This window comes from Coralliovum pocilloporae, from assembly GCF_030845175.1.
In the GTDB taxonomy this organism is placed as follows: Bacteria; Pseudomonadota; Alphaproteobacteria; order Rhizobiales; family Cohaesibacteraceae; genus Coralliovum; species Coralliovum pocilloporae.
Genome location: NZ_CP132542.1, coordinates 862137 through 881152, shown reverse-complemented (window position 1 = coordinate 881152; position 19016 = coordinate 862137). Strand labels below are relative to the sequence as shown.

General features: G+C 54.3%; 16 protein-coding genes. 11 read left to right on the top strand and 5 right to left on the bottom strand.

Annotated features, from left to right (window positions below):
* Positions 1-3: 3 nt before the first annotated feature.
* Positions 4-624: a tetratricopeptide repeat protein gene (locus RA157_RS04160; protein WP_350335216.1), complete on the top strand. Its 621-nt coding sequence runs from the start codon at positions 4-6 to the stop codon at positions 622-624.
* 26 nt (positions 625-650) lie between these two features.
* On the opposite strand, the gene RA157_RS04155 is transcribed toward RA157_RS04160, so the two are convergent.
* The gene (locus RA157_RS04155; protein ID WP_350335215.1) at positions 651-1097 is read right to left on the bottom strand and encodes a DUF1036 domain-containing protein; all 447 of its coding nucleotides are present in this window, start codon (positions 1095-1097) and stop codon (positions 651-653) included.
* A 263-nt stretch (positions 1098-1360) separates the two neighbouring features.
* Here RA157_RS04155 and RA157_RS04150 point away from each other — a divergent pair, with 263 nt between their 5' ends.
* The 3 genes from RA157_RS04150 to RA157_RS04140 all read left to right on the top strand — a co-directional run bounded on the left by RA157_RS04150 (position 1361) and on the right by RA157_RS04140 (position 2865).
* On the top strand, positions 1361-2137 hold the full coding sequence (locus RA157_RS04150; RefSeq protein WP_350335214.1) for an N-formylglutamate amidohydrolase: 777 nt from the start codon (positions 1361-1363) through the stop codon (positions 2135-2137).
* Positions 2138-2161: 24 nt separating this feature from the next.
* Positions 2162-2470, top strand: coding sequence for a DUF1244 domain-containing protein (locus RA157_RS04145; protein ID WP_350335213.1), 309 nt, complete (start codon positions 2162-2164; stop codon positions 2468-2470).
* Positions 2471-2595: 125 nt separating this feature from the next.
* A complete protein-coding gene (locus RA157_RS04140) occupies positions 2596-2865 on the top strand; it encodes a DUF2312 domain-containing protein (protein ID WP_350335212.1) in 270 nt (89 codons plus the stop codon).
* 266 nt (positions 2866-3131) lie between these two features.
* Here RA157_RS04140 and RA157_RS04135 read toward each other — a convergent pair whose 3' ends face one another.
* The 3 genes from RA157_RS04135 to RA157_RS04125 all read right to left on the bottom strand — a co-directional run bounded on the left by RA157_RS04135 (position 3132) and on the right by RA157_RS04125 (position 8596).
* Positions 3132-5000, bottom strand: a complete 1869-nt coding sequence (locus RA157_RS04135) for a peptidoglycan L,D-endopeptidase MepK (RefSeq protein WP_350335211.1) — start codon at positions 4998-5000, stop codon at positions 3132-3134.
* 303 nt (positions 5001-5303) lie between these two features.
* Positions 5304-6983: a L,D-transpeptidase family protein gene (locus RA157_RS04130; protein WP_350335210.1), complete on the bottom strand. Its 1680-nt coding sequence runs from the start codon at positions 6981-6983 to the stop codon at positions 5304-5306.
* 98 nt (positions 6984-7081) lie between these two features.
* Positions 7082-8596 carry a sigma-54-dependent transcriptional regulator gene (locus tag RA157_RS04125; RefSeq protein ID WP_350335209.1) on the bottom strand — a complete coding sequence of 505 codons (1515 nt, stop codon included), beginning with the start codon at positions 8594-8596 and terminating at the stop codon, positions 7082-7084.
* Between the two features lie 239 nt (positions 8597-8835).
* Here RA157_RS04125 and RA157_RS04120 point away from each other — a divergent pair, with 239 nt between their 5' ends.
* Positions 8836-10650: a M3 family oligoendopeptidase gene (locus tag RA157_RS04120; RefSeq protein ID WP_350335208.1), complete on the top strand. Its 1815-nt coding sequence runs from the start codon at positions 8836-8838 to the stop codon at positions 10648-10650.
* A gap of 74 nt (positions 10651-10724) precedes the next feature.
* On the opposite strand, the gene RA157_RS04115 is transcribed toward RA157_RS04120, so the two are convergent.
* Positions 10725-12740: a methyl-accepting chemotaxis protein gene (locus tag RA157_RS04115; RefSeq protein ID WP_350335207.1), complete on the bottom strand. Its 2016-nt coding sequence runs from the start codon at positions 12738-12740 to the stop codon at positions 10725-10727.
* Between the two features lie 437 nt (positions 12741-13177).
* Between RA157_RS04115 and RA157_RS04110 the strand changes: the two genes are divergently transcribed.
* The 6 genes from RA157_RS04110 (at position 13178) to RA157_RS04085 (ending at position 18981) form a co-directional block, all read left to right on the top strand.
* Positions 13178-14551 (top strand): ABC1 kinase family protein, encoded by a 1374-nt coding sequence (locus RA157_RS04110; RefSeq protein ID WP_350335206.1) that lies wholly within the window; start codon positions 13178-13180, stop codon positions 14549-14551.
* Positions 14552-14671: 120 nt separating this feature from the next.
* Positions 14672-14806, top strand: a complete 135-nt coding sequence (locus RA157_RS04105; protein WP_434058468.1) for an aa3-type cytochrome c oxidase subunit IV — start codon at positions 14672-14674, stop codon at positions 14804-14806.
* 126 nt (positions 14807-14932) lie between these two features.
* Positions 14933-16078: a Re/Si-specific NAD(P)(+) transhydrogenase subunit alpha gene (locus RA157_RS04100; RefSeq protein ID WP_350335205.1), complete on the top strand. Its 1146-nt coding sequence runs from the start codon at positions 14933-14935 to the stop codon at positions 16076-16078.
* The gene (locus RA157_RS04095; RefSeq protein ID WP_350335204.1) at positions 16075-16539 is read left to right on the top strand and encodes a proton-translocating transhydrogenase family protein; all 465 of its coding nucleotides are present in this window, start codon (positions 16075-16077) and stop codon (positions 16537-16539) included. The genes RA157_RS04100 and RA157_RS04095 overlap by 4 nt, the downstream gene beginning before the upstream one ends.
* A gap of 9 nt (positions 16540-16548) precedes the next feature.
* A complete protein-coding gene (locus RA157_RS04090; protein WP_350336151.1) occupies positions 16549-17943 on the top strand; it encodes an NAD(P)(+) transhydrogenase (Re/Si-specific) subunit beta in 1395 nt (464 codons plus the stop codon).
* A 225-nt stretch (positions 17944-18168) separates the two neighbouring features.
* Entirely contained in the window at positions 18169-18981 is an 813-nt protein-coding gene (locus RA157_RS04085; RefSeq protein WP_350335203.1) for a hypothetical protein, read from the top strand.
* Positions 18982-19016: the final 35 nt, after the last annotated feature.

Sequence of the window (19016 nt, the reverse complement as noted above, 5' to 3'; positions counted from 1 at the left end):
AGAGTGCCCGTTTTACTTTTTGGTCTCACCCTGATGGGATCTGCCGGTTTTCTGACCGGCCTTACTGGATATGCTATAGCGCAGACTCAGGCCCAGCCTCAGGCTCAGAGCCAATCCGCACGAGAAGCGGAAACAGCCAAGCAGCAGGACGCTCTGGATGAGCTGTTCGGTCAACTGAAGACCGCTGACACACCCAATCAGTTCCGAGAAATAGAAGAAGCCATACTGCAGACCTGGCTCATGTCAGGGAGCGATACGGTGGATCTGCTGATGGCCCGTGCCATCAATGCCATGCAGGATCAGAATTATCCGATTGCTCTGGATCTGCTGGACGCGGTCATTGCCTTGAAGCCGGATTATGCCGAAGGCTGGAACAAGCGGGCAACCGTCTATTTTCTCGTGCAGGACCCACAGCGATCAATTGCAGACATTCAGAAAGTGCTGGCGCTTGAGCCACGGCATTTCGGGGCCTTGAGCGGGCTTGGCCTGATTATGCGGGAGCTGGGAGACAATGAGCGCGCGCTCTACGCTTTCCGACAGGCGCTTGATGTTCACCCCGGCCTGAGAGCTGCGCAGGATGCTGTCGCAGATCTTGAGAAAGTCGTTGAAGGGGAAGATCTCTGAGCCGTTGAGGTCTTCAGCGGGAACGGCTACTGACTATTTCCATTCCCCGCATCCGGTTCACCCAGCTGGACTGTCCAGTTCTTTTGTTCACCCGTATCGATTTCGAAGAAACCGGCACGTTTGAACCCTCTCACGGTACAGTCGCGCAGGCCGTTGATGACGAATTCCTTGTCCTTGATGCACATAAACCGTCTGCCGCCCCATTCACCGCCAAGGTCATAATCCACTGCATAGACATAATAGTAACGGGCCAGCAAGGGATCTGGCAGAAGAACGCCGCATTCGCTTGGAGGAAGGTTCCACCAGCCTTCTGTTACCCAGTCAGTGTCGCCACGATAGCCGATCGCGACACCGATACGGCTTGTGGTCTTGTTGCAAAGCCTCAGGCCGGCTTCAGACGCGGATGGCATGCTGACCAGGCCCAGTCCGAACAGGCAAACAAGCAGAGCGACATGTGTGCTCTTTCTGACCATGATTTTTTTCTTCAGACCGGCAGCATTGAAGGCCATACGCAGACTCGATTTCTGTTTCTTATATCTTGGGGTTCCCGGATCGGCGAAAGCCGGTTTCCGGGACAGAGTTCCCCCGTCGTGAAAGCGTAATGCGGCAGGAGAATGGCAACTTGTGTAACTGAATCTCGCATTGATCTCAATATCTGCCTTATAGGGCTGTTCAGCACGGATTCTGCGCTGTATTGATCTTGCCTGATCGACAAATCTACAATGGACGAGACAACGTGCTGACAGAAAGTCATGAAGTTCTGGATGGGGCACTGGATGGCGGTTTGCTGCTGCTGTGTGATCATGCCTCAAACCGGGTTCCCGATCATCTGGGGACGCTTGGTTTGTCCGAGACGGATCTGGCTCGGCATATCGGATATGACATTGGTGTGGACGCGCTCACGCGCCATCTCAGCAGCCGGTTTGGTGCACCTGCGGTTCTGACCCGGTATACCCGTCTGCTGATTGATCCCAACCGGGGCGAGGATGATCCCACATTGATCATGCGGATCGCTGATGGCGCCAAGATTCCAGGAAATTCGGCTTTAACGCAGGTGGAGCGATCCGAGCGGATTGAGTCGTATTACCGGCCCTATCATGATGCGGTTTCCGATCTGATCGACCGGATGATTGCCTCCGGGAGACCTCCGGTAATTGTTTCTGTTCATTCCTTTACCGACAACTGGAAGGGAACGCCGCGGCCGTGGGAAGTCGGCATTCTGTGGGACAAAGACCCGCGCCTCGCTGTACCGATGATTCGGGCGCTGGAAGCAGATGAAACGCTGACAGTTGGGGACAATGAACCATATGATGGCGCGTTGAAGAATGATTGCCTGTATAAGCATGGAACCGCGCGCGGTCTTGCCCATGCGCTGATAGAAGTCCGGCAGGATCTGATTGGTGATCAAGAGGGAATCGCCCAGTGGGCAGACCGACTGGGGCATGTGATTGATAAAGTGCTTGATGAGCCTGACCTTCACACGATAAGCCACTATGGTTCACGAGCTGATTGATAGATGAGACCAGGAGATAAACTGATGACAGAGATAAGTGATGCCAAGCGCCAGGAGCTTGAAGCGGCTGCCTTTCGTCGCCTGGTCAACCATCTGCGCGAGAGAACGGATGTGCAGAATATCGACATGATGAACCTTGCCGGTTTCTGTCGTAACTGCCTGTCCAACTGGTATCGCGATGCAGCGGAAGAGCAGGGCCTCTCCCTGACCAAGGATGAGAGCCGTGAGATCGTCTACGGCATGCCCTATGGCGAATGGAAAGAGAAATATCAGACCGAGGCAACGGAGGAGCAGCGCAAGGCGTTTGAAACCTCCCATCCCGGTCATTCATAAGCGGCTTGCTTCCGGCGGTGCGACGATAGGAATGCGCGTCCCGGGATAAGTGCTTTCAGATTAAGGGGCAGGCTGGCTTTTGGCTGGTTGCCAGGGAAATACATCCAGATCAACAGGAGTTATGAATGGAAGATCCGGAACCAACGGCGAGCTTCGCCCGTGATCAGCTTAAGGCGTTTGTTGAGCGTATTGAACGTCTTGAAGAAGAAAAGAAGGCGATCGCGGATGACGTGAAAGACGTCTATGCGGAAGCGAAGGCCAACGGATTTGACGTCAAGGTTTTGCGCCAGGTGATCCGTCTGCGCAAGCAGGAGCCGAATGAGCGGCAGGAGCAGGAAGCTCTTCTCGACCTGTACCTGCATGCACTTGGCATGATTGCAGGTGGTGACCTTTAGAGCATATACCCGAAAAGTGTGCGCGGTTTTCGGATAAGAATATGCTTGAAAACAAAGAGATAGAGCATTTGAAGTGACACCGTTCTCACATAAAATGCTCTAGTCTTTTAGAGCATTTTGCGATGAACAGGATTCATGCGCATGCTCTATGTTTTTGATGACGCGAGTTGTTTGTCGCCAAACCGGTTCCCACTTTGGCGCAACACGCTCTAATCTCTGCAAGAAATCAGGCTTGAATGGCGGCTGCTCTGTGGGCCGCCATTTTTTTATCGGGTGCTGTTATAGGCCAGAACGCGCAGGCCAACCACTGACGCACCAGCGAACTGGTGTGTCCTCAAACGAGTCTGCCCGCCTTTTCTGAAGCGATCCTCGACAATTCTCTGCGGTGAATCCATCAGACCGGAGAGCCCGTTCGGGTCAGCATTGCCAAGTGCTGAGAAATAGACACTCCGTGTGGTGACTTCCGTGTTCATCAGGCTGGAAATGACCCGGGTGTTGTAGCGTGAGGACAGCTGTGCCAGAGGATCGCTGGAGGCTGTAAGAACCGGAGCACTGCGAACCTGATTGCGCGGTGTTGGTACCGCAAACTGGGTTTCAATAGCCGGACGGGGCTGAGGCAGCACGATATTGGGATCAAGCGCTGCGACCTGCCGAGGCTTGGCTTCGGGTTCTGCAGGGGGCACAGGAGTTTCTGTCTCGTTCCCTCTCAGGTCCGCTGTTGTGACTTCATCCTGAGCCAGTCCCCGCTCGCCAGCATAGGGGTCCACATCCGGCAATCCGGCTGTAATCAGAGGCTTGGCCTGCGGCAAAGGAATGTCTGGAGCGTAGGCCGTTGTGATCTGCGGTGACAATTCCGGAGCTGGAATTCCGGAGAGGAACGTATTGTCCTGTATCGGAGCTGGCGGTGTGTTCTCGTTCACAGAGGCCAGACGGAACGCACTTGCAGATGCTGCAGATGTTTCTGAAGGCGGTGCTGGAATCTCTGCGGATATGGGGGATGAGGCGGTGTTCTGCCCCGTTGCGAGCAGCGGAGCCGGGGGCTCTACAGAGAGCCCTGCAGGGGGGGCAGGCAGCGTTGCCCGGGCCAGAACGGTTGGTTCCTGCTCCGGCAATTGTACTGGCCGCTGTTGCCCAAGACTTGCGATGACAGGATTCTGCAGTTCCGGTTGTTCCGGCTGCGCTGGTGGTTCCGCAACTTTGGGTGCCAGGGCTATCAGCCGGTTCGGATTGGCGGTCGGTACCGGGGGAGCAGATGGCAGCTTGACCGTGGTCTGCCCGGTCTCAAACACTGCACCTGGCGCACGATTGCGCGCAATGGTCTGCTGATTGTCGGGTCTGGTCGTCTCAGCTGGTGATTTCGAGGAGAACAGTGACGCCAGAAGGCCACCGCTGCCACTTCTTTCCGGGCCGGCTACGGGCGTTGGAACAGATCTGTCCCGGCCATTTGTTGGCCGTTGCTGCTGTCTGACCGTTGGGGTTGAACTCTTGCGTTTCTTGCTGTCTGCCAGGGCGAGCTTGTAGCCGGACAATGGCTTGCCGTCGCTTGGAATATGCAAGGTCCGACCGGAGGGGAAAACCTTGGCCAGCTGCCTGCGGGTCATGCGTGGCCAATGGCGCACACGACCGGTGTCCATATGGACGAACGGGGATGCTGAGCGCGGATAGTAGCCGACGCCACCAACCTGCTTTGTCAAACCGATCCGACGAAGTTTGCTGACAGGAACGTCCGGCAGGTAGAAATCCATTGCCTTGCCGAGAATATGCTGGGACTTGCGTGCTACACCACGTCCGCGTTTCTTCAGCAGTTTGTTGGTTGCAGGCGATCTATAGCCAGAGACCACGTGGATAGGCTTGCGCGCACCGCTTTCCCGGTAAACTTCCCAGATGAGATCAAACAGACGAGGATCCATCTTGGTGCTTTCATTCCGACGCCAGTCGCGAAGGAAGCGGTTCATCTTCTGCAGACCGGACGGATCAAAACGGCCATTGCGTTTATAGGTGATCCGGGCGGTTTCTTTTGTATGGGTGTTGTAAAGATACAGAGACCGATCGGCTGCCGCAGCCGGGCCCGCCTGGGTGATGGCAAGGAGGAAAAAAAGGCACAAAGAAGCGGCGATGTGCAGTCTGCCTGCCATCTGCCCGTCGTTCTGCCTGAGGCAGGATGCGTTAAACCTGATCCCTTGCGTCACTCGACCCGCCTTGTTCGTCTCAGTTCATACCCTGAAACAGCCCCATCTTCCTGTTTTCACGCATCAATGGTTAACGGGACTTTACCTTATTTCAAAAAGCGGTCAAATGATGACAGTTGTGATCGATTTTGTGCTCAATCCGCTGCCTACAGCGTGCTTCTGAAAAGTTGATAGACTTTTCAGATAAAAGCTCGCGCAAAAACAGACTCTCAAAGCATCGCTACCAATTCAAGTTAAAGGTCTGGTTCTTTAAAGGCCCAGTGATACCTTGAGCTTGCCGATATGACCGTAAATATCATCAAAGGTATTCAGGTCCCCATCATCATTTACCCGGATGGTGAAATAGGCAAGATGAACAGGAACATGCTTGTCGAGATTGACCCAGCGTTCCTTGTTCCCCAGCATTGACCGCAGTCGGGCTGAATTCCAGTCCTTGTCTTCCGCAAAGAGTGCTTCGGCAAATTCAAAAGGATTGTGGACGCGGATACAGCCGTGACTGAACGCGCGCCGTTGCCGTGAAAACAGGCTCTTTGATGGTGTGTCATGCAGGTATACGGCATGCTTGTTCGGGAACAGGAACTTGATCCGGCCCAGAGCATTGCGGCCACCTGGTGCCTGACGAATTCTGACGCGCCCGGCATTGAATTTCGACCAGTTGATCTGGCGTGGATCAACGACCCGGGTCCGTCCTTTGACGCGGGTCAGAACCTGATAATTGCGCTTGGCGAGATAACCACGCGGATCACGACGGATCTTTGGCAGGAGTTCCTTGACCGCGATGGAAGCGGGAACATTCCAGTATGGGTTCACCACCACATGTTCCATCTCGTCGGAGAAGATCGGTGTCTTGTTTCTGAACTTGCCGACGACGACCCGGGTGGTGTGTGTCTGGCTGCCATCCTTGTAAACCCGCAGACGATATTCCGGGACATTGACAAAGACGTGGAAACGACCGAGGTCACGCGGCATCCAGCGCCACATTTCCATATTGGCGATCAGATCTGCTTCTGAACTTGTTTTCTTGCCGTTCAGGATTGCCAGTGTTCTGCGTCCGACAATTCCGTCTACATGCAAGTCTTTGTTTTTCTGGAATTCTTTGACTGCCTTCAGAAGAGCCTCGTCAAAGACAGCGCGTGTATTTTCTTCGGTTGCCGCCACATTGAGGCGCTCCCGGAGGGCTTCAACGCGCTTGCCCTTTGAGCCGAGCTTGAGAGCTTTTCCCGGCGCGATCTGGATGGGCGTCTTTTCCTTCGGCAGGGTTCTGAACTTGGCCAGCTGTTCCCGGAGGCGCTTGTATCCATCCTGCTGTGGCTGGAAACTGTGAAGGCTTTTCTCCGGCTTCTCGGCGCTTGAGACCTGATCAATGACAGCGAGCGGGTCCGGGCTAACAGGAACAAGCGTGATGCTTTTGCTGACCTTGGTTGGTTTCAGACGCCCGGCCTGAGCGTGGCGCGCGTAGGTCACAATGGCGAGAGACAGTTCCAGCTCTGCCCTGGCGAGTTCATCCAGTGTTACAGAGCTGTCTTTGCCGATGGAAAGGGACGGGGTCTTGTAGTCTTCCGGGTTCAGACCGTCACGACCGGCACGGCTCAGGAAAAAGATGAGTTTCCGAGCCCGCATGGACAGTTTGCCGTCTTCGATCCAGAGCGGTTTAAAGCTGTTCTGAGTGTAATGCTCTTTAAGGCCGGCAAGGTCTTTCTTTGCTGCAAGTGTTTTGGCTTTGGGCCAGCCTTTGAAGGCTTCCTCAAGAGCGACAGAAAAAGGGTCAACCGGTTCGACGGGTGTCACATCCACGGTGGTTTCACCGGATGTTTCTGACACCGCTTCGGCTTTGATATCCGTTGCTGGATCCTGGGGTGTCTGAGCGGCCAGAGCTGGATATGACCACAGCATTGCTCCTGCCAGGAGCAGTGATATCGAAATGCGCATTATTTGTGTCCCCGGTTAAAAACCGCTCATAAAGTCCCCTAAGGTGCTAAAGAAGACGAAACTGTCCTGTTTTGCAACAGTTCCAGGGTGATTTTTCATCACCTTGTTGCGACTTCCCCAGCGGTATCCTCATTGTCGAGACCAAATTCCTTCAGCTTGCGGTAAAGGGTTGACCGTCCGATGCCCAAACGGCGGGCAACTTCTGACATTCGGTTGTCGTAATGGTCCAGCACATGGCGAATCATTTCGGCCTCCATGTCCGCAAGCTGTCGTGCCTCTCCGGTCTCGTCGAGAAACGGAATCACGCCATAGGCGGGCCTGTGTTCGACAGGCTGATGGGATGGTTGATGAGCTACCCCTGGAGTCTGTTGTTGCTGAAGAGCATCCTCGGCAGTGTCCAGTGTTCTTGGTTTGACACTGGCACCGTCAACCTGCATGGCGATCTGCGGCATGTCATCGACGGTAAGCTCGTTTCCATCGCAGAGGACCACAGCTCTGAAAATGGCATTTTCCAGCTGGCGCACATTGCCGGGCCAGTCGTAATTTTCCAGCAGTGCCAGCGCGGATGGTGCGATGGCTGTCAGATGGCGGCGTCCTTCCTCTGCAGCAAAACGCGCGAGGAAGTGCAGGGCGAGATCCGCAATCTCTTCCCGCCGCTCGCGAAGGGGCGGCACATAGATTGGAAAGACATTTAACCGGTAAAAAAGATCTTCCCTGAAATCACCATCCTTCACCAGATCCAGCAGGGTCCGGTTCGTGGCGGAGATCAGACGCAGGTCAACCCGTTGGGAGCGCTTGGCTCCCACAGGATCGATTTCTCCCTCCTGAAGGGCGCGGAGCAGCTTGACCTGAACAGACAGTGGCAGCTCACCTACCTCGTCGAGGAACAAGGTCCCTTTGTGGGCTTCCTGAAACTTGCCGATATGCTTGTCGATTGCACCGGTAAAAGCCCCCTTTTCGTGTCCGAACAGGGTGCTTTCCACCAGGTTTTCCGGAATGGCGCCACAGTTTACCGTCACAAAACCCTTGGAACGACGTTCACTCGAGCCCTGAATGGCGCGGGCAATAACTTCCTTGCCAACCCCGGATTCTCCTTCGATCAGAATGGGAATGTTGGACTTGGCAGCGCGTTCACCGAGACGGATAACCCGTTCCATTCTCGGGCTCTTGGTGATGAGGTCCTTGAAGGTGAGGGTGCCGGATGCCGAGCGCTTGATCCGTGTCAGCTCGCTTTCGAGTGCGTTGACTTTGAGGGCATTCTTGATTGAGATGTCGAGGCGTTCAGGTGAAACCGGTTTGACGATGAAATCGACCGCTCCGGCGCGCATGGCGCTGACGACAACATCAATGCCGCCATGTGCGGTCTGGACGATTGTCGGGACGATCAGACCTGTCTGACGCAACCGCTCCAGCACACCCATCCCATCAAGGCCGGGCATGACCAAATCCAGAATCATCAGCGAGACAGGCGATGCTGCCTGGTCAGACAGGCGATCCAGAGCAGATTCACCATCTTCTACGGCGGTGACTTCATAGCCGAGACGTTTGGTCGCCTCCTGCAAAAGGCGTCTTTGTACAGGGTCGTCATCGACAATGAGGATTGTTTGAGCCATGGATCCGTCCAGTTACCGTTCTCCAAACGATAGTGGTCCGGGGTAAATGGTGCCTTAAGTCTCGTTATCTTTTGTTCAACGCAATCGTGTGAGGTGATCACGATTTCTGTTGCATGCTGTCTGAAAGCGCCAATATTGATAACGATCAGGGATCTGTAGTGCATGCAGATTCAACAGCCAATGATGGAAGCGGATAGGTGATGATGTCAGTTCGGTCGCGATTTGAATGGAAACTCCCCATGGCAGATAGTGGAACTGGTAGCGGGGCCGAGCAGCTTTCTAACCTGCCGGAATGGGATCTGACCGACCTGTATCCGTCTCCTGATTCAGATGCGGTCCAGTCTGATATTGCGGCGGCGCTTGCAAATTGTGAGGCCTTTGCCGACCGATACAAAGGCAAGCTGCAGGTTATGACTGGCGACAAGGCCGATGATCTGGCTGCGGCGATTGCTGATTTTGAACGGCTGGAAGACCAGCTCGGTAAACTCGCGTCCTATGCGAGCCTGCTATATGCGAGCGACACCACGAATCCTGTACATGCCAAGTTCTATGGCGACATTCAGGAGCAGCTGACCAATGCCAGCGCACATCTCTTGTTTTTCACACTGGAACTCAATGCAATTGAGGATGATGCACTAGCAGGGTCTGTCGCCTCTTCAGAAGCGCTTGCCTATTACAAGCCCTGGCTTGATGTGGTGCGTCAGGACAAACCCTATCAGCTTAGTGAGCAGCTGGAGCAGCTTTTCCATGAGAAGAGTGTGACCGGTCGCGGTGCCTGGAACAGATTGTTCGATGACACGATGGCACGCCTGACTTTTGACCTTGATGGTGAAGCGCTGGGGCTTGAGGCAACGCTGAACAGATTGGTGTCCAAGGATGGTGCGCGCCGCAAGGCCGCATCAGATGCGCTTGCCAAAACCTTCGGGGAGCAGATCAATACATTTACCTTGATCACCAACACGCTTGCCAAAGACAAGGAAATTTCGGATCGCTGGCGCGGGTTTGAGGATATTGCGGATTCCCGCCATCTTGCGAACCGTGTGGAGCGTGAGGTGGTGGATGCGCTGGTTTCGGCCGTAAGGGATTCCTATCCACGCCTGTCGCATCGCTATTATGCCATGAAGGCGAAATGGCTGGGTATGGACCAGCTGAATCACTGGGACCGGAATGCGCCTTTGCCGGACAGTGATGACCGGGTGATCGAATGGTCTGAAGCTCGCAAGATTGTTCTTGATGCCTATGCGCAGTTCTCTCCGGATGTGGCATCCATCGCCGGTGATTTCTTTGAGCGGGGCTGGATTGATGCACCGGTCAGGCCTGGTAAGGCTCCGGGAGCCTTTGCACATCCGACGGTTCCGAGCGCACACCCTTATGTGCTGGTCAATTATCAGGGCAAGATCCGTGATGTGATGACGCTGGCCCATGAACTTGGCCATGGCGTTCATCAGGTCCTTGCTGGCGGGCAGGGTGCTCTGATGGCTGAGACGCCGCTTACCCTGGCTGAGACTGCCAGCGTGTTTGGGGAAATGCTCACCTTCCGCTCACTGCTTGATGCGACACCGGATAAGGCGGCTCGCAAGCGGTTGCTGGCTTCCAAGGTTGAGGACATGCTCAACACTGTCGTCCGGCAGATTGCATTCTACTGTTTCGAGCGGCTGGTTCATGCAGAACGCCGCAAGGGCGAACTGACGTCTGAACGGTTGGGAGAGCTGTGGCTTGACGTGCAGAAAGAGAGTCTCGGGCCATCAATCCGGCTTGGTGAGGGATATGAGACATTCTGGGCCTATATCCCCCATTTCATTCACGCCCCGTTCTATGTCTACGCCTATGCGTTCGGCGATTGTCTGGTGAATTCTCTCTATGCCCGCTATCAGGATGCAGAGGCCGGATTTGCCGAGAAATATATCGAGATGCTGAAGGCAGGAGGCTCAAAGCATCACAAGGACCTTCTGGCTCCGTTTGATCTTGATGCATCTGATCCGCAGTTCTGGTCCATGGGCCTGTCTGTTATCGAGGCTATGGTGGATGAGATTGAGGCGCTTGATCAGGAGTAGGGCCACGACCCGGATCTGGCTCTTTTCTGCTACAATAAAAACAGGGCCTTCTGATGATGGCCCTGTTTTTTGTCTTATGCCGCAGCAACACGGTTGAGGAAGTCGTCTACAGTGCGCCTGAGAGTGCCAGTGCAGGACGCCGCTTCGTCTGATGCGGCCTGGGCCTGGCGGACGGATTGGGCCGTTTCTGACGCGCCGTTGACCACATGTGTCATGTTGTCGGTGACAGCCTGCGTTCCGGATGAGACATCCTCGACCTGATTGCTGATCGCGTTCATGGAATGCTGCTGTTCTTCAATAGCGCTGGCGATTTCACTTGTGTTGCTGTTGACGTCTTCCATGGCCTTGGCAATGGCATGAATGGCATCAACGGCTTCCTGTGTGGTGCCCTGGATGGTTGAGATTTGGCCCGAGATTTCCTCGGTGGCTTTTGCCGTCTGATTGGCAAGATCCTTCACCTCGGCAGCAACGACAGCAAAACCCTTGCCCTGATCACCAGCACGGGCGGCTTCAATGGTTGCATTGAGGGCCAGAAGGTTGGTCTGCTCGGCAATCGCCTGAATGAGAGAGATAACATCGCCAATGCGATTTGCAGCTTCGGCAAGACCGGAAACGGTTTCGTTGGTGGACCGGGTGCGATCTGTTGCGTCTGCGACGATTTTGGTGGTTTCCCCGATTTGGCTCCCGATGAGACGGACGGATTCGGATAGAGTCCTGGTGGAATCGGAAACTTCAGAAATCTTGCCTGCCGCCTGCTCTGTCATGGATGCCGCAGATGATGCCTGATTTTCTGTCGCATCTGAAATATCCGTCAGAGTTTGCGCTGACAGGTTCATGACTTCCATATTGTTGTCGACTGTCTGAAGAAGTTCGACAATGTCGGAGCGGAATGTCTGAATGAGATTGTCTACGTTTGCTTGGCGTTTTTCGCGATTCGCGTGGCTGGTCGCCTGAGCTGATTCCAGCCTTTCGCGTTCAATGGCATTGTCCCTGAAAACGGCGACTGCCCTCGACATGTCGCCGATTTCGTCGGTGCGATTTTCACCGTTCAGTGTAATGGAAGTGTTGCCGTTTGCCAGTTCGCTCATGGTGCCAGTCAGGTGGCGAATGGGATGAGACAGGCTTCTGGTAATGACCCAGGCACAGAGCAGGCCAGCTATTCCGGCAAGTATGCTGACTGCAAAAGTCAGCGTGGCCTCAGCTTCCAGAGACGATATCGTGTTGGCGGAATGCAGAGCATATTCAGCAACAGCGGCTGCTTCCATTCCTGATGTGCGGGCCTTGATGCGCTTGGCGATATCATCGAAAAGCTTAGCATGCAGGGCTTCGCGCTCTATGTTCAGCGCTTTCAGCTGGTCAAGGCCCTTGCGATACTTGCCGATAAAGATCGAAACGGGTTTCAGTAACCCTTTGAATGCCTTGACCTTCGGATTGGTTTCCGCCTCGGCAAGGTTCTTCTCTGCGGTGTCAAGCTGCGTGAGAATGCGGCTCAGGCCTGTGGCAGCGCCTGTTTCGGCATATTGCGCCGTTTCAATACGGGCAACGATGAAGTAATCCTGCAAACGAGTGGTCAGTTTGGTCAGATCTTTATTGCCGGTTTTCTGGGCAACATTGGCGATCACACGGACGCCTGCACTGGCATTAGGGCCGGTCTTGTTGGTCAGCTCTTTTGCTTGTTTCTGCCGCTTCTGGATAAGCTCGTCCATCTGCGCAATTGATGCTGCAAAGGCTGTGATATCCTGTCCGATAGCATTGAGCTCAGCCAGATGCTGCTCGTTTTTCAGTGTCTTGGTGGCGTCGGTCAGAGCGGAGCGGAAGGTCTCGATACCCTGATCGAGTTTCTGATGATCTTCGGCGCTTGTTGTTCGGAGATAGTCACCTGCAAGAGTTTCAACTTCGGAAATCTTGCTGTTCAAGGTCAGCGCGATGGTCTTTTCGTTCGCGGACTGGTCCAGCAGCGCCACCTCGTCTGTAATGGCATGAATGCCCATGACAGATACGACTGAGCCGGCTGCAAAGACAGCCATGGCTGCAATGAACCCCAGAAAGACGCGCCGCCCGATATTCAGACGCAATACGCTACGCAACATCTGCAACCCCCTAAGAGCAGAAATCTTTAATTCTGATGTTCAGACTAGGGGGTGGTTCGTAAAAATACTGTAAGCGCTGGATGTGATTTTCAACTTATATATTGTTACAAATTACATGTTATGCGGTAAATTGTTACAGTTAAGCAGGTTAAATCTACTTATGAGTGTAATATTTATTGCATTTAACCGACCCTTTTTTTTGCCCGGATGCAGCTCCCTGATATGCTCCTTCGTCGCTTCTGATCCTGGCCGGCGACTATGGGTAATTCGGATATCGGGGGTGAAAGGGTCTTGAATTTTGTTTCCGATATTTAAATATGTTTCCTATTGTAGTCCTCGCGTTGCATTGAGAGGAGTGCGGGTGGCCTTGAAAAACGTGTTCGTCAGATACAGATCGGAATAGACTGCGTTCTGGACAGCACGGAGATGTGAATGCGATGAGCGAGAAAGATCTGGAGTCCAACCGGTTCACCGGTCGCATGAAGCGTTATGCGCATGTGGGAAGCGGTGTCGGTGGCATTGCGGCCAAGATGATTGGCTCGCGTGTCTTCGGCTATTCTCTTGATCGCAATAAAAATGCCAGCGAACTGGCTGCGGCTCTTGGCGGGCTTAAGGGGCCGATCATGAAAGTTGCCCAGTTAATGGCAACTATTCCCGATGCGTTGCCGCCGGAATATGCTGCTGAACTCAGCCAACTTCAGTCAGATGCACCGCCCATGGGGTGGCCCTTTGTCAAGCGACGGATGCGGTCCGAACTCGGACCAGGCTGGGAAAGGCGCTTTGCCGATTTTGACAAGAAACCATCGGCTGCGGCCTCTCTCGGTCAGGTGCACAGGGCAACGGCTCGAGACGGCCGTGTTCTGGCCTGCAAGCTTCAGTATCCGGACATGCAATCCGCTGTTGAGGCTGACCTGAAGCAGCTTGACATCATTCTGTCTCTGCACCGGCGTATGGACCCGGCTATTGATACCAGCCAGATCGGCAAGGAAATCGCGGCACGGGTTCGCGAGGAGCTTGATTATGTCCGGGAGGCCGGACACATGTCGATCTACCGAACCATTTTTGCGGATGATGACGCCATATCGATTCCGGAGCTGTTGCCTGATCTGTCCACCGGGCGCTTGCTGACGATGAGCTGGCTGGATGGCCATCATCTGCTGGACTACAAGCAGCATTCTCTTGAAGAACGGAATCGGATTGCCAAAGCCATGTTCAAGGCGTGGTGGCTGCCGTTTTCGTCTTATGGAGTAATTCACGGGGACCCTCATCTGGGCAATTATTCGGTGCGCGATTCGGGGGATGGCCCTGAAGGCATCAACCTGCTTGATTTCGGTTGTATCAGGATTTTCCCGCCCCGCTTTGTGGAAGGGGTTGTCGATCTCTATCACGGCCTGCGGACAGATGATCGTGACCGGATTGTTGCAGCCTATGAATGTTGGGGCTTCAAGAACCTGTCCAATGAGCTGATCGATATTCTCAATATCTGGGCCGGTTTCATCTACGGACCGCTACTGGATGACCGGGTCCGCTCGATAGCGGATGGTATTGAGCCCGGCCAATATGGCAGGCGACAGGCCTTCCAGGTTCATAAGGCCTTGAAAGAAAAGGGGCCTGTCACCGTCCCCAGAGAATTTGTCTTTATGGATCGTGCAGCCATCGGGCTGGGGGGTGTCTTCCTCCATCTGGGGGCCGAGCTGAATTTCTATCAGATGTTCAACGAAAGAATTGACGGTTTTACTGTGCCTGCTCTGGACGTTCGGCAAAGTGAAATTCTGTCACAGGCGGGATTGGAGACTGCACATGCGTCATAAGCCTGTATCTGATCCTTGTTCACTGTTTGAATTTCTAGCCTTTTTCGGGACAAAGCGCCGCGTTGTCCTTGAAGCCGGGTTGATGTAAAACCGTGATTTACTGGTAACTGGGAGACTAGCATGTCTGAGAAACTGCCGTCCGCAATGGACTATAACGAACACGAGAAGACCTACAAATTCTTCATTGGCCTGACCAAGTGGAGCACGATTGCTCTTGTCCTGCTGATGATCATCATGGCGGCGACGCTGGTATAGCGCTCCAGGATTGAAGGCATCCGGTTGGGGGGCGGTTGCAAGGCCGTAATCGAAGCAGGGATGCCTCTTTTCAACGAACGCTGAATTGCGCAGTTGTTCTGCTGCGTGAATCAAGGAGGAAATCTGATGAAGTTAGCCGTCCCGCGCGAAATCGCGGCGGATGAGCCTCGTGTTTCCGCAAGTCCTGACACTGTGAAGCGGTTCGTTGGGCTGGGATTCGAGGTCGTCGTCGAGGCTGGTGCCGGAGCATTGTCCCGCATCCCGGATCAGGAGTATGAAGCAGCCGGGGCTACGCTTGCTCCGTCTGCCGAGGCAACATGGGCAGATGCAGACGTGGTTCTGAAAGTCAGACGCCCGGATGCCTCTGAGCTGAAGCTGGCGAAAAGCGGTGCGCTTGTTTTCGGTATCATGGACCCGCACGGTCATGAAGATGCCGTAGCGGCCATGGCTGAAGCCGGGGTCTCTGCATTTGCCATGGAGTTCATGCCGCGCATTACCCGTGCACAGGTTATGGATGTTCTGTCGTCACAGGCCAACCTTGCCGGCTATCAGGCTGTGATTGAAGGTGCTGCCGTCTTTGACCGGGCTTTCCCGATGATGATGACGGCTGCTGGTACGGTTCCGGCTGCCAAGATCTTTGTCATGGGTGCCGGTGTTGCCGGACTGCAAGCCATTGCGACAGCCCGTCGTCTTGGTGCCGTTGTCACCGCAACGGATGTGCGCCCTGCAGCCAAGGAACAGGTGGAAAGCCTTGGTGCCAAGTTTATTGCGGTCGAGAATGACGAGTTCCGTCAGGCAGAAACCTCTGGTGGTTATGCCAAGGAAATGTCTGACGACTACAAGAAACAGCAGGCTGAGCTGGTCGCATCTCACATCGCCAAACAGGATATCGTGATCACCACTGCGCTTATCCCGGGCCGTCCGGCACCGAAGCTGGTCAGCAAGGATATGCTGGACAGCATGAAGCCAGGTTCTGTTCTGGTTGATCTGGCTGTTGAACGTGGCGGCAATGTTGAAGGCGCCGTGGCTGGCGAAGTGGCTGAAGTTGGTCATGTTCGCATTGTCGGTCATGCCAATATGGCCGGACGGATCGCCGCGTCGTCTTCCCAGCTCTATGCGAAGAACCTGTTCGCCTTTGTCGAGACACTGATCGACAAGGAACAGAAATCTCTGGCTGTTGACTGGGACGATGAGCTTGTCTCCGCAACAGCTCTGACACGAGATGGCGCAATCGTTCACCCGGCATTTGCCAAAGAGGGAGGCGAATCATGACAGACTTAACAAGTCAGGAAGCGGCAGAACGCGCCCAGGCTGCAGCTGATGCCGCCCGGGATTCCGCGCAGGCCGCGCAGGATGCGGCAAGTGTGGCGCAAGCTTATGCCGACCAGCTCGCTGACGGGATCGGCGGTGGTGTGGCCGCTGCAACAGGCGGAGCGATTGATCCGTTTGTCTTCCGGTTCGCAATTTTCATTCTTGCGATCTTCGTCGGTTACTATGTGGTCTGGTCGGTAACGCCAGCGCTGCATACGCCTCTGATGTCGGTGACCAATGCGATTTCATCGGTGATTGTCGTGGGCGCACTGCTCGCGGTGGGAGTTGATGCGATTGATGGCGCTGGTGGCATGGCGCAAGGCTTCGGCTTTGTTGCGCTCATTCTGGCCAGTGTGAATATTTTCGGCGGTTTCCTTGTCACCCAGCGCATGCTGGCGATGTACAAGAAGAAAGCGCGATAGGAGGGTATGATGTCAGCAAGTATTGCAGCCCTTCTCTATGTAGTTTCGGGCGTCTTCTTCATTCTGTCTCTGCGTGGCCTGTCTCATCCCGAGACATCCCGTCAGGGGAACTATTACGGTATGGCCGGTATGGCCATTGCCATCATCACCACGTTGCTGGTCGCAGCACCATCAGGCCAGGGCTGGCTTCTGATCCTGCTCGGACTTGGCATCGGTGGCGGTGCCGGTGCTGTTATTGCCCGCCGTATCGAGATGACGGCAATGCCACAGCTTGTGGCGGCCTTCCATTCGCTGGTAGGTCTGGCCGCTGTGATGGTCGCAGCCGCTGCGCTTTATGCGCCATCGTCGTTTGGTATCGGGTCCATTGGCACGATTTCAGCAGCCAGTCTTGTTGAGATGTCGCTGGGCGTGGCTATCGGTGCGATCACCTTTACAGGGTCGGTTATTGCCTTCCTCAAGCTTGATGGACGGATGTCGGGCAAGCCGATTATTCTTCCGGCCCGTCATGTGATCAATGGTGGTCTGGCCGCGGCGCTGGTTATCATGGTCATCGTGTTCTGTGCCACGGAAAGCCATACCCTGTTCTGGCTGATCGTCATTGCCTCTCTGGTTCTAGGTGTTCTGATCATTATCCCGATTGGCGGCGCTGATATGCCGGTGGTGGTCTCCATGCTCAACTCCTATTCCGGTTGGGCTGCGGCTGGTATCGGCTTTACGCTGGGCAATACGGCACTGATTATCACGGGTGCGCTTGTGGGCTCGTCCGGTGCTATCCTCAGCTACATCATGTGTAAGGGCATGAACCGCTCCTTCATCTCGGTGATCCTTGGCGGTTTCGGTGGTGAGACTGCTGTAGCCGGTGGCGGAGATGATGACCGTACGGTTAAGCAGGGTTCTGCGGATGATGCGGCCTTCATCATGAAGAACGCGTCAAAGGTTATCATCGTGCCGGGTTATGGCATGGCGGTTGCCCAGGCCCAGCATGCCCTGCGTGAGATGGGCGACCTGCTGAAGGCGGAAGGTGTTGAAGTCAAATATGCCATCCATCCGGTTGCCGGTCGTATGCCTGGTCATATGAACGTTCTTCTGGCTGAAGCCAACGTCTCCTATGACGAGGTGTTCGAGCTTGAGGATATCAACTCCGAGTTTGCCCAGGCTGATGTGGCCTTTGTTATTGGTGCCAATGACGTGACAAACCCGGCGGCTCGTGATGACCCGCAGTCACCGATCTTCGGTATGCCTATTCTGGATGTGGACAAGGCAGGCACCTGCCTCTTCGTCAAACGCGGCATGGGCTCCGGCTATGCAGGCATTCAGAACGAGCTGTTCTTCAAGGACAACACCATGATGCTGTTCGCCGACGCCAAGAAAATGGTCGAGGACATCGTCAAAGGCATGGACTGATCCAAGCGACACAGTCCGACACACTCAAACAGGCCGCCATCTGGTGGCCTGTTTTCGTTCGTGGTGCATTGAGACGTCGGGGTGGCATTTTGTTGTATGCGTGCCGTGTTGCGAACGGTTCTTATTAGATCGTGGTCAGATTGCGAGCATAGTGGCTGATTGTGAAGCTAAAGATATTTGGGATGGGAATGTCGGATATGCCGACAAAGCAGTCGTTCGCCCCGCTTGCACAAACGTCCGCACCAACTCTATATCTTCGTTGATGATCTCAATGAGCAAAAAGACGGGAAAGACAATATGCCGAAACCAGAACCGATTTCGGAGGCAGAATTTCTCGAACTCACGAACCTTTTCGAAGACGACGTCAGAAGCCTGATCGAACTTACATTTCCCAATGGTCCGGTGCAAAACCGCCATATCAGGCAAGCCTCCGTTATCGTTCGACGCTGGCTTTGCGACAACGAATTGCGTCGCATCACCAACCAAATTCGGGTGCCCGTCACTTTTCCGATGCTTAACGACACTAGTCTCTTTGAGAGGGCAATAGATGATCCCGACATCGACTACTACCTCTCAGCTGGTGTCCGATTCGATGGAACGCCAATATGGATGCTTTACCATTCAAATGCCGACAAACCGCCAAATTGGATTCACGAACTAAGCTCTCAACGAATTGAGCTGGTTAAGCGAAGCAAAATGATGAACCGCCGTGTACTTCACTTCCAAGGCGAAGATTTCTCAATGGAAAGGATTCTTCGGTTTGCATGCAACAAGCTGGGTGGAGCACATCTAGATCCATCTAGGGAGAAGCAAGAAGAGATCCTCGAGTCAGCGGCACGTTATGTGACGTTTGGGCCTCCTGAAAGCAATATCGAAACAGGTGAGGCGGGAGAAATCCACTTGCCGTTGGAGCCGACTGGATCTGAAGCCTTAAGCGGCATTGGGGTGACCATCATTGTCGCTGCATCAATGTTGGTGAATATACACTTCGATGGTAACCCTCTGTTTGAATTGAATCAGCAATCTCCCGCAACGTGATCTCCTTTTTCTAAGTGAAGTTAATTTGAGGATCG

Excerpts from the sequence above, each read along its gene's own strand:
- RA157_RS04155 (WP_350335215.1), bottom strand. The coding sequence starts at position 1,097 with ATGGTCAGAAAGAGCACACATGTCGCTCTGCTTGTTTGCCTGTTCGGA.
- RA157_RS04145 (WP_350335213.1), top strand. The coding sequence starts at position 2,162 with ATGACAGAGATAAGTGATGCCAAGCGCCAGGAGCTTGAAGCGGCTGCC.
- RA157_RS04140 (WP_350335212.1), top strand. The coding sequence starts at position 2,596 with ATGGAAGATCCGGAACCAACGGCGAGCTTCGCCCGTGATCAGCTTAAG.
- RA157_RS04135 (WP_350335211.1), bottom strand. The coding sequence starts at position 5,000 with ATGGCAGGCAGACTGCACATCGCCGCTTCTTTGTGCCTTTTTTTCCTC.
- RA157_RS04130 (WP_350335210.1), bottom strand. The coding sequence starts at position 6,983 with ATGCGCATTTCGATATCACTGCTCCTGGCAGGAGCAATGCTGTGGTCA.
- RA157_RS04125 (WP_350335209.1), bottom strand. The coding sequence starts at position 8,596 with ATGGCTCAAACAATCCTCATTGTCGATGACGACCCTGTACAAAGACGC.
- RA157_RS04120 (WP_350335208.1), top strand. The coding sequence starts at position 8,836 with ATGGCAGATAGTGGAACTGGTAGCGGGGCCGAGCAGCTTTCTAACCTG.
- RA157_RS04115 (WP_350335207.1), bottom strand. The coding sequence starts at position 12,740 with ATGTTGCGTAGCGTATTGCGTCTGAATATCGGGCGGCGCGTCTTTCTG.
- RA157_RS04110 (WP_350335206.1), top strand. The coding sequence starts at position 13,178 with ATGAGCGAGAAAGATCTGGAGTCCAACCGGTTCACCGGTCGCATGAAG.
- RA157_RS04105 (WP_434058468.1), top strand. The coding sequence starts at position 14,672 with ATGTCTGAGAAACTGCCGTCCGCAATGGACTATAACGAACACGAGAAG.
- RA157_RS04100 (WP_350335205.1), top strand. The coding sequence starts at position 14,933 with ATGAAGTTAGCCGTCCCGCGCGAAATCGCGGCGGATGAGCCTCGTGTT.
- RA157_RS04095 (WP_350335204.1), top strand. The coding sequence starts at position 16,075 with ATGACAGACTTAACAAGTCAGGAAGCGGCAGAACGCGCCCAGGCTGCA.
- RA157_RS04090 (WP_350336151.1), top strand. The coding sequence starts at position 16,549 with ATGTCAGCAAGTATTGCAGCCCTTCTCTATGTAGTTTCGGGCGTCTTC.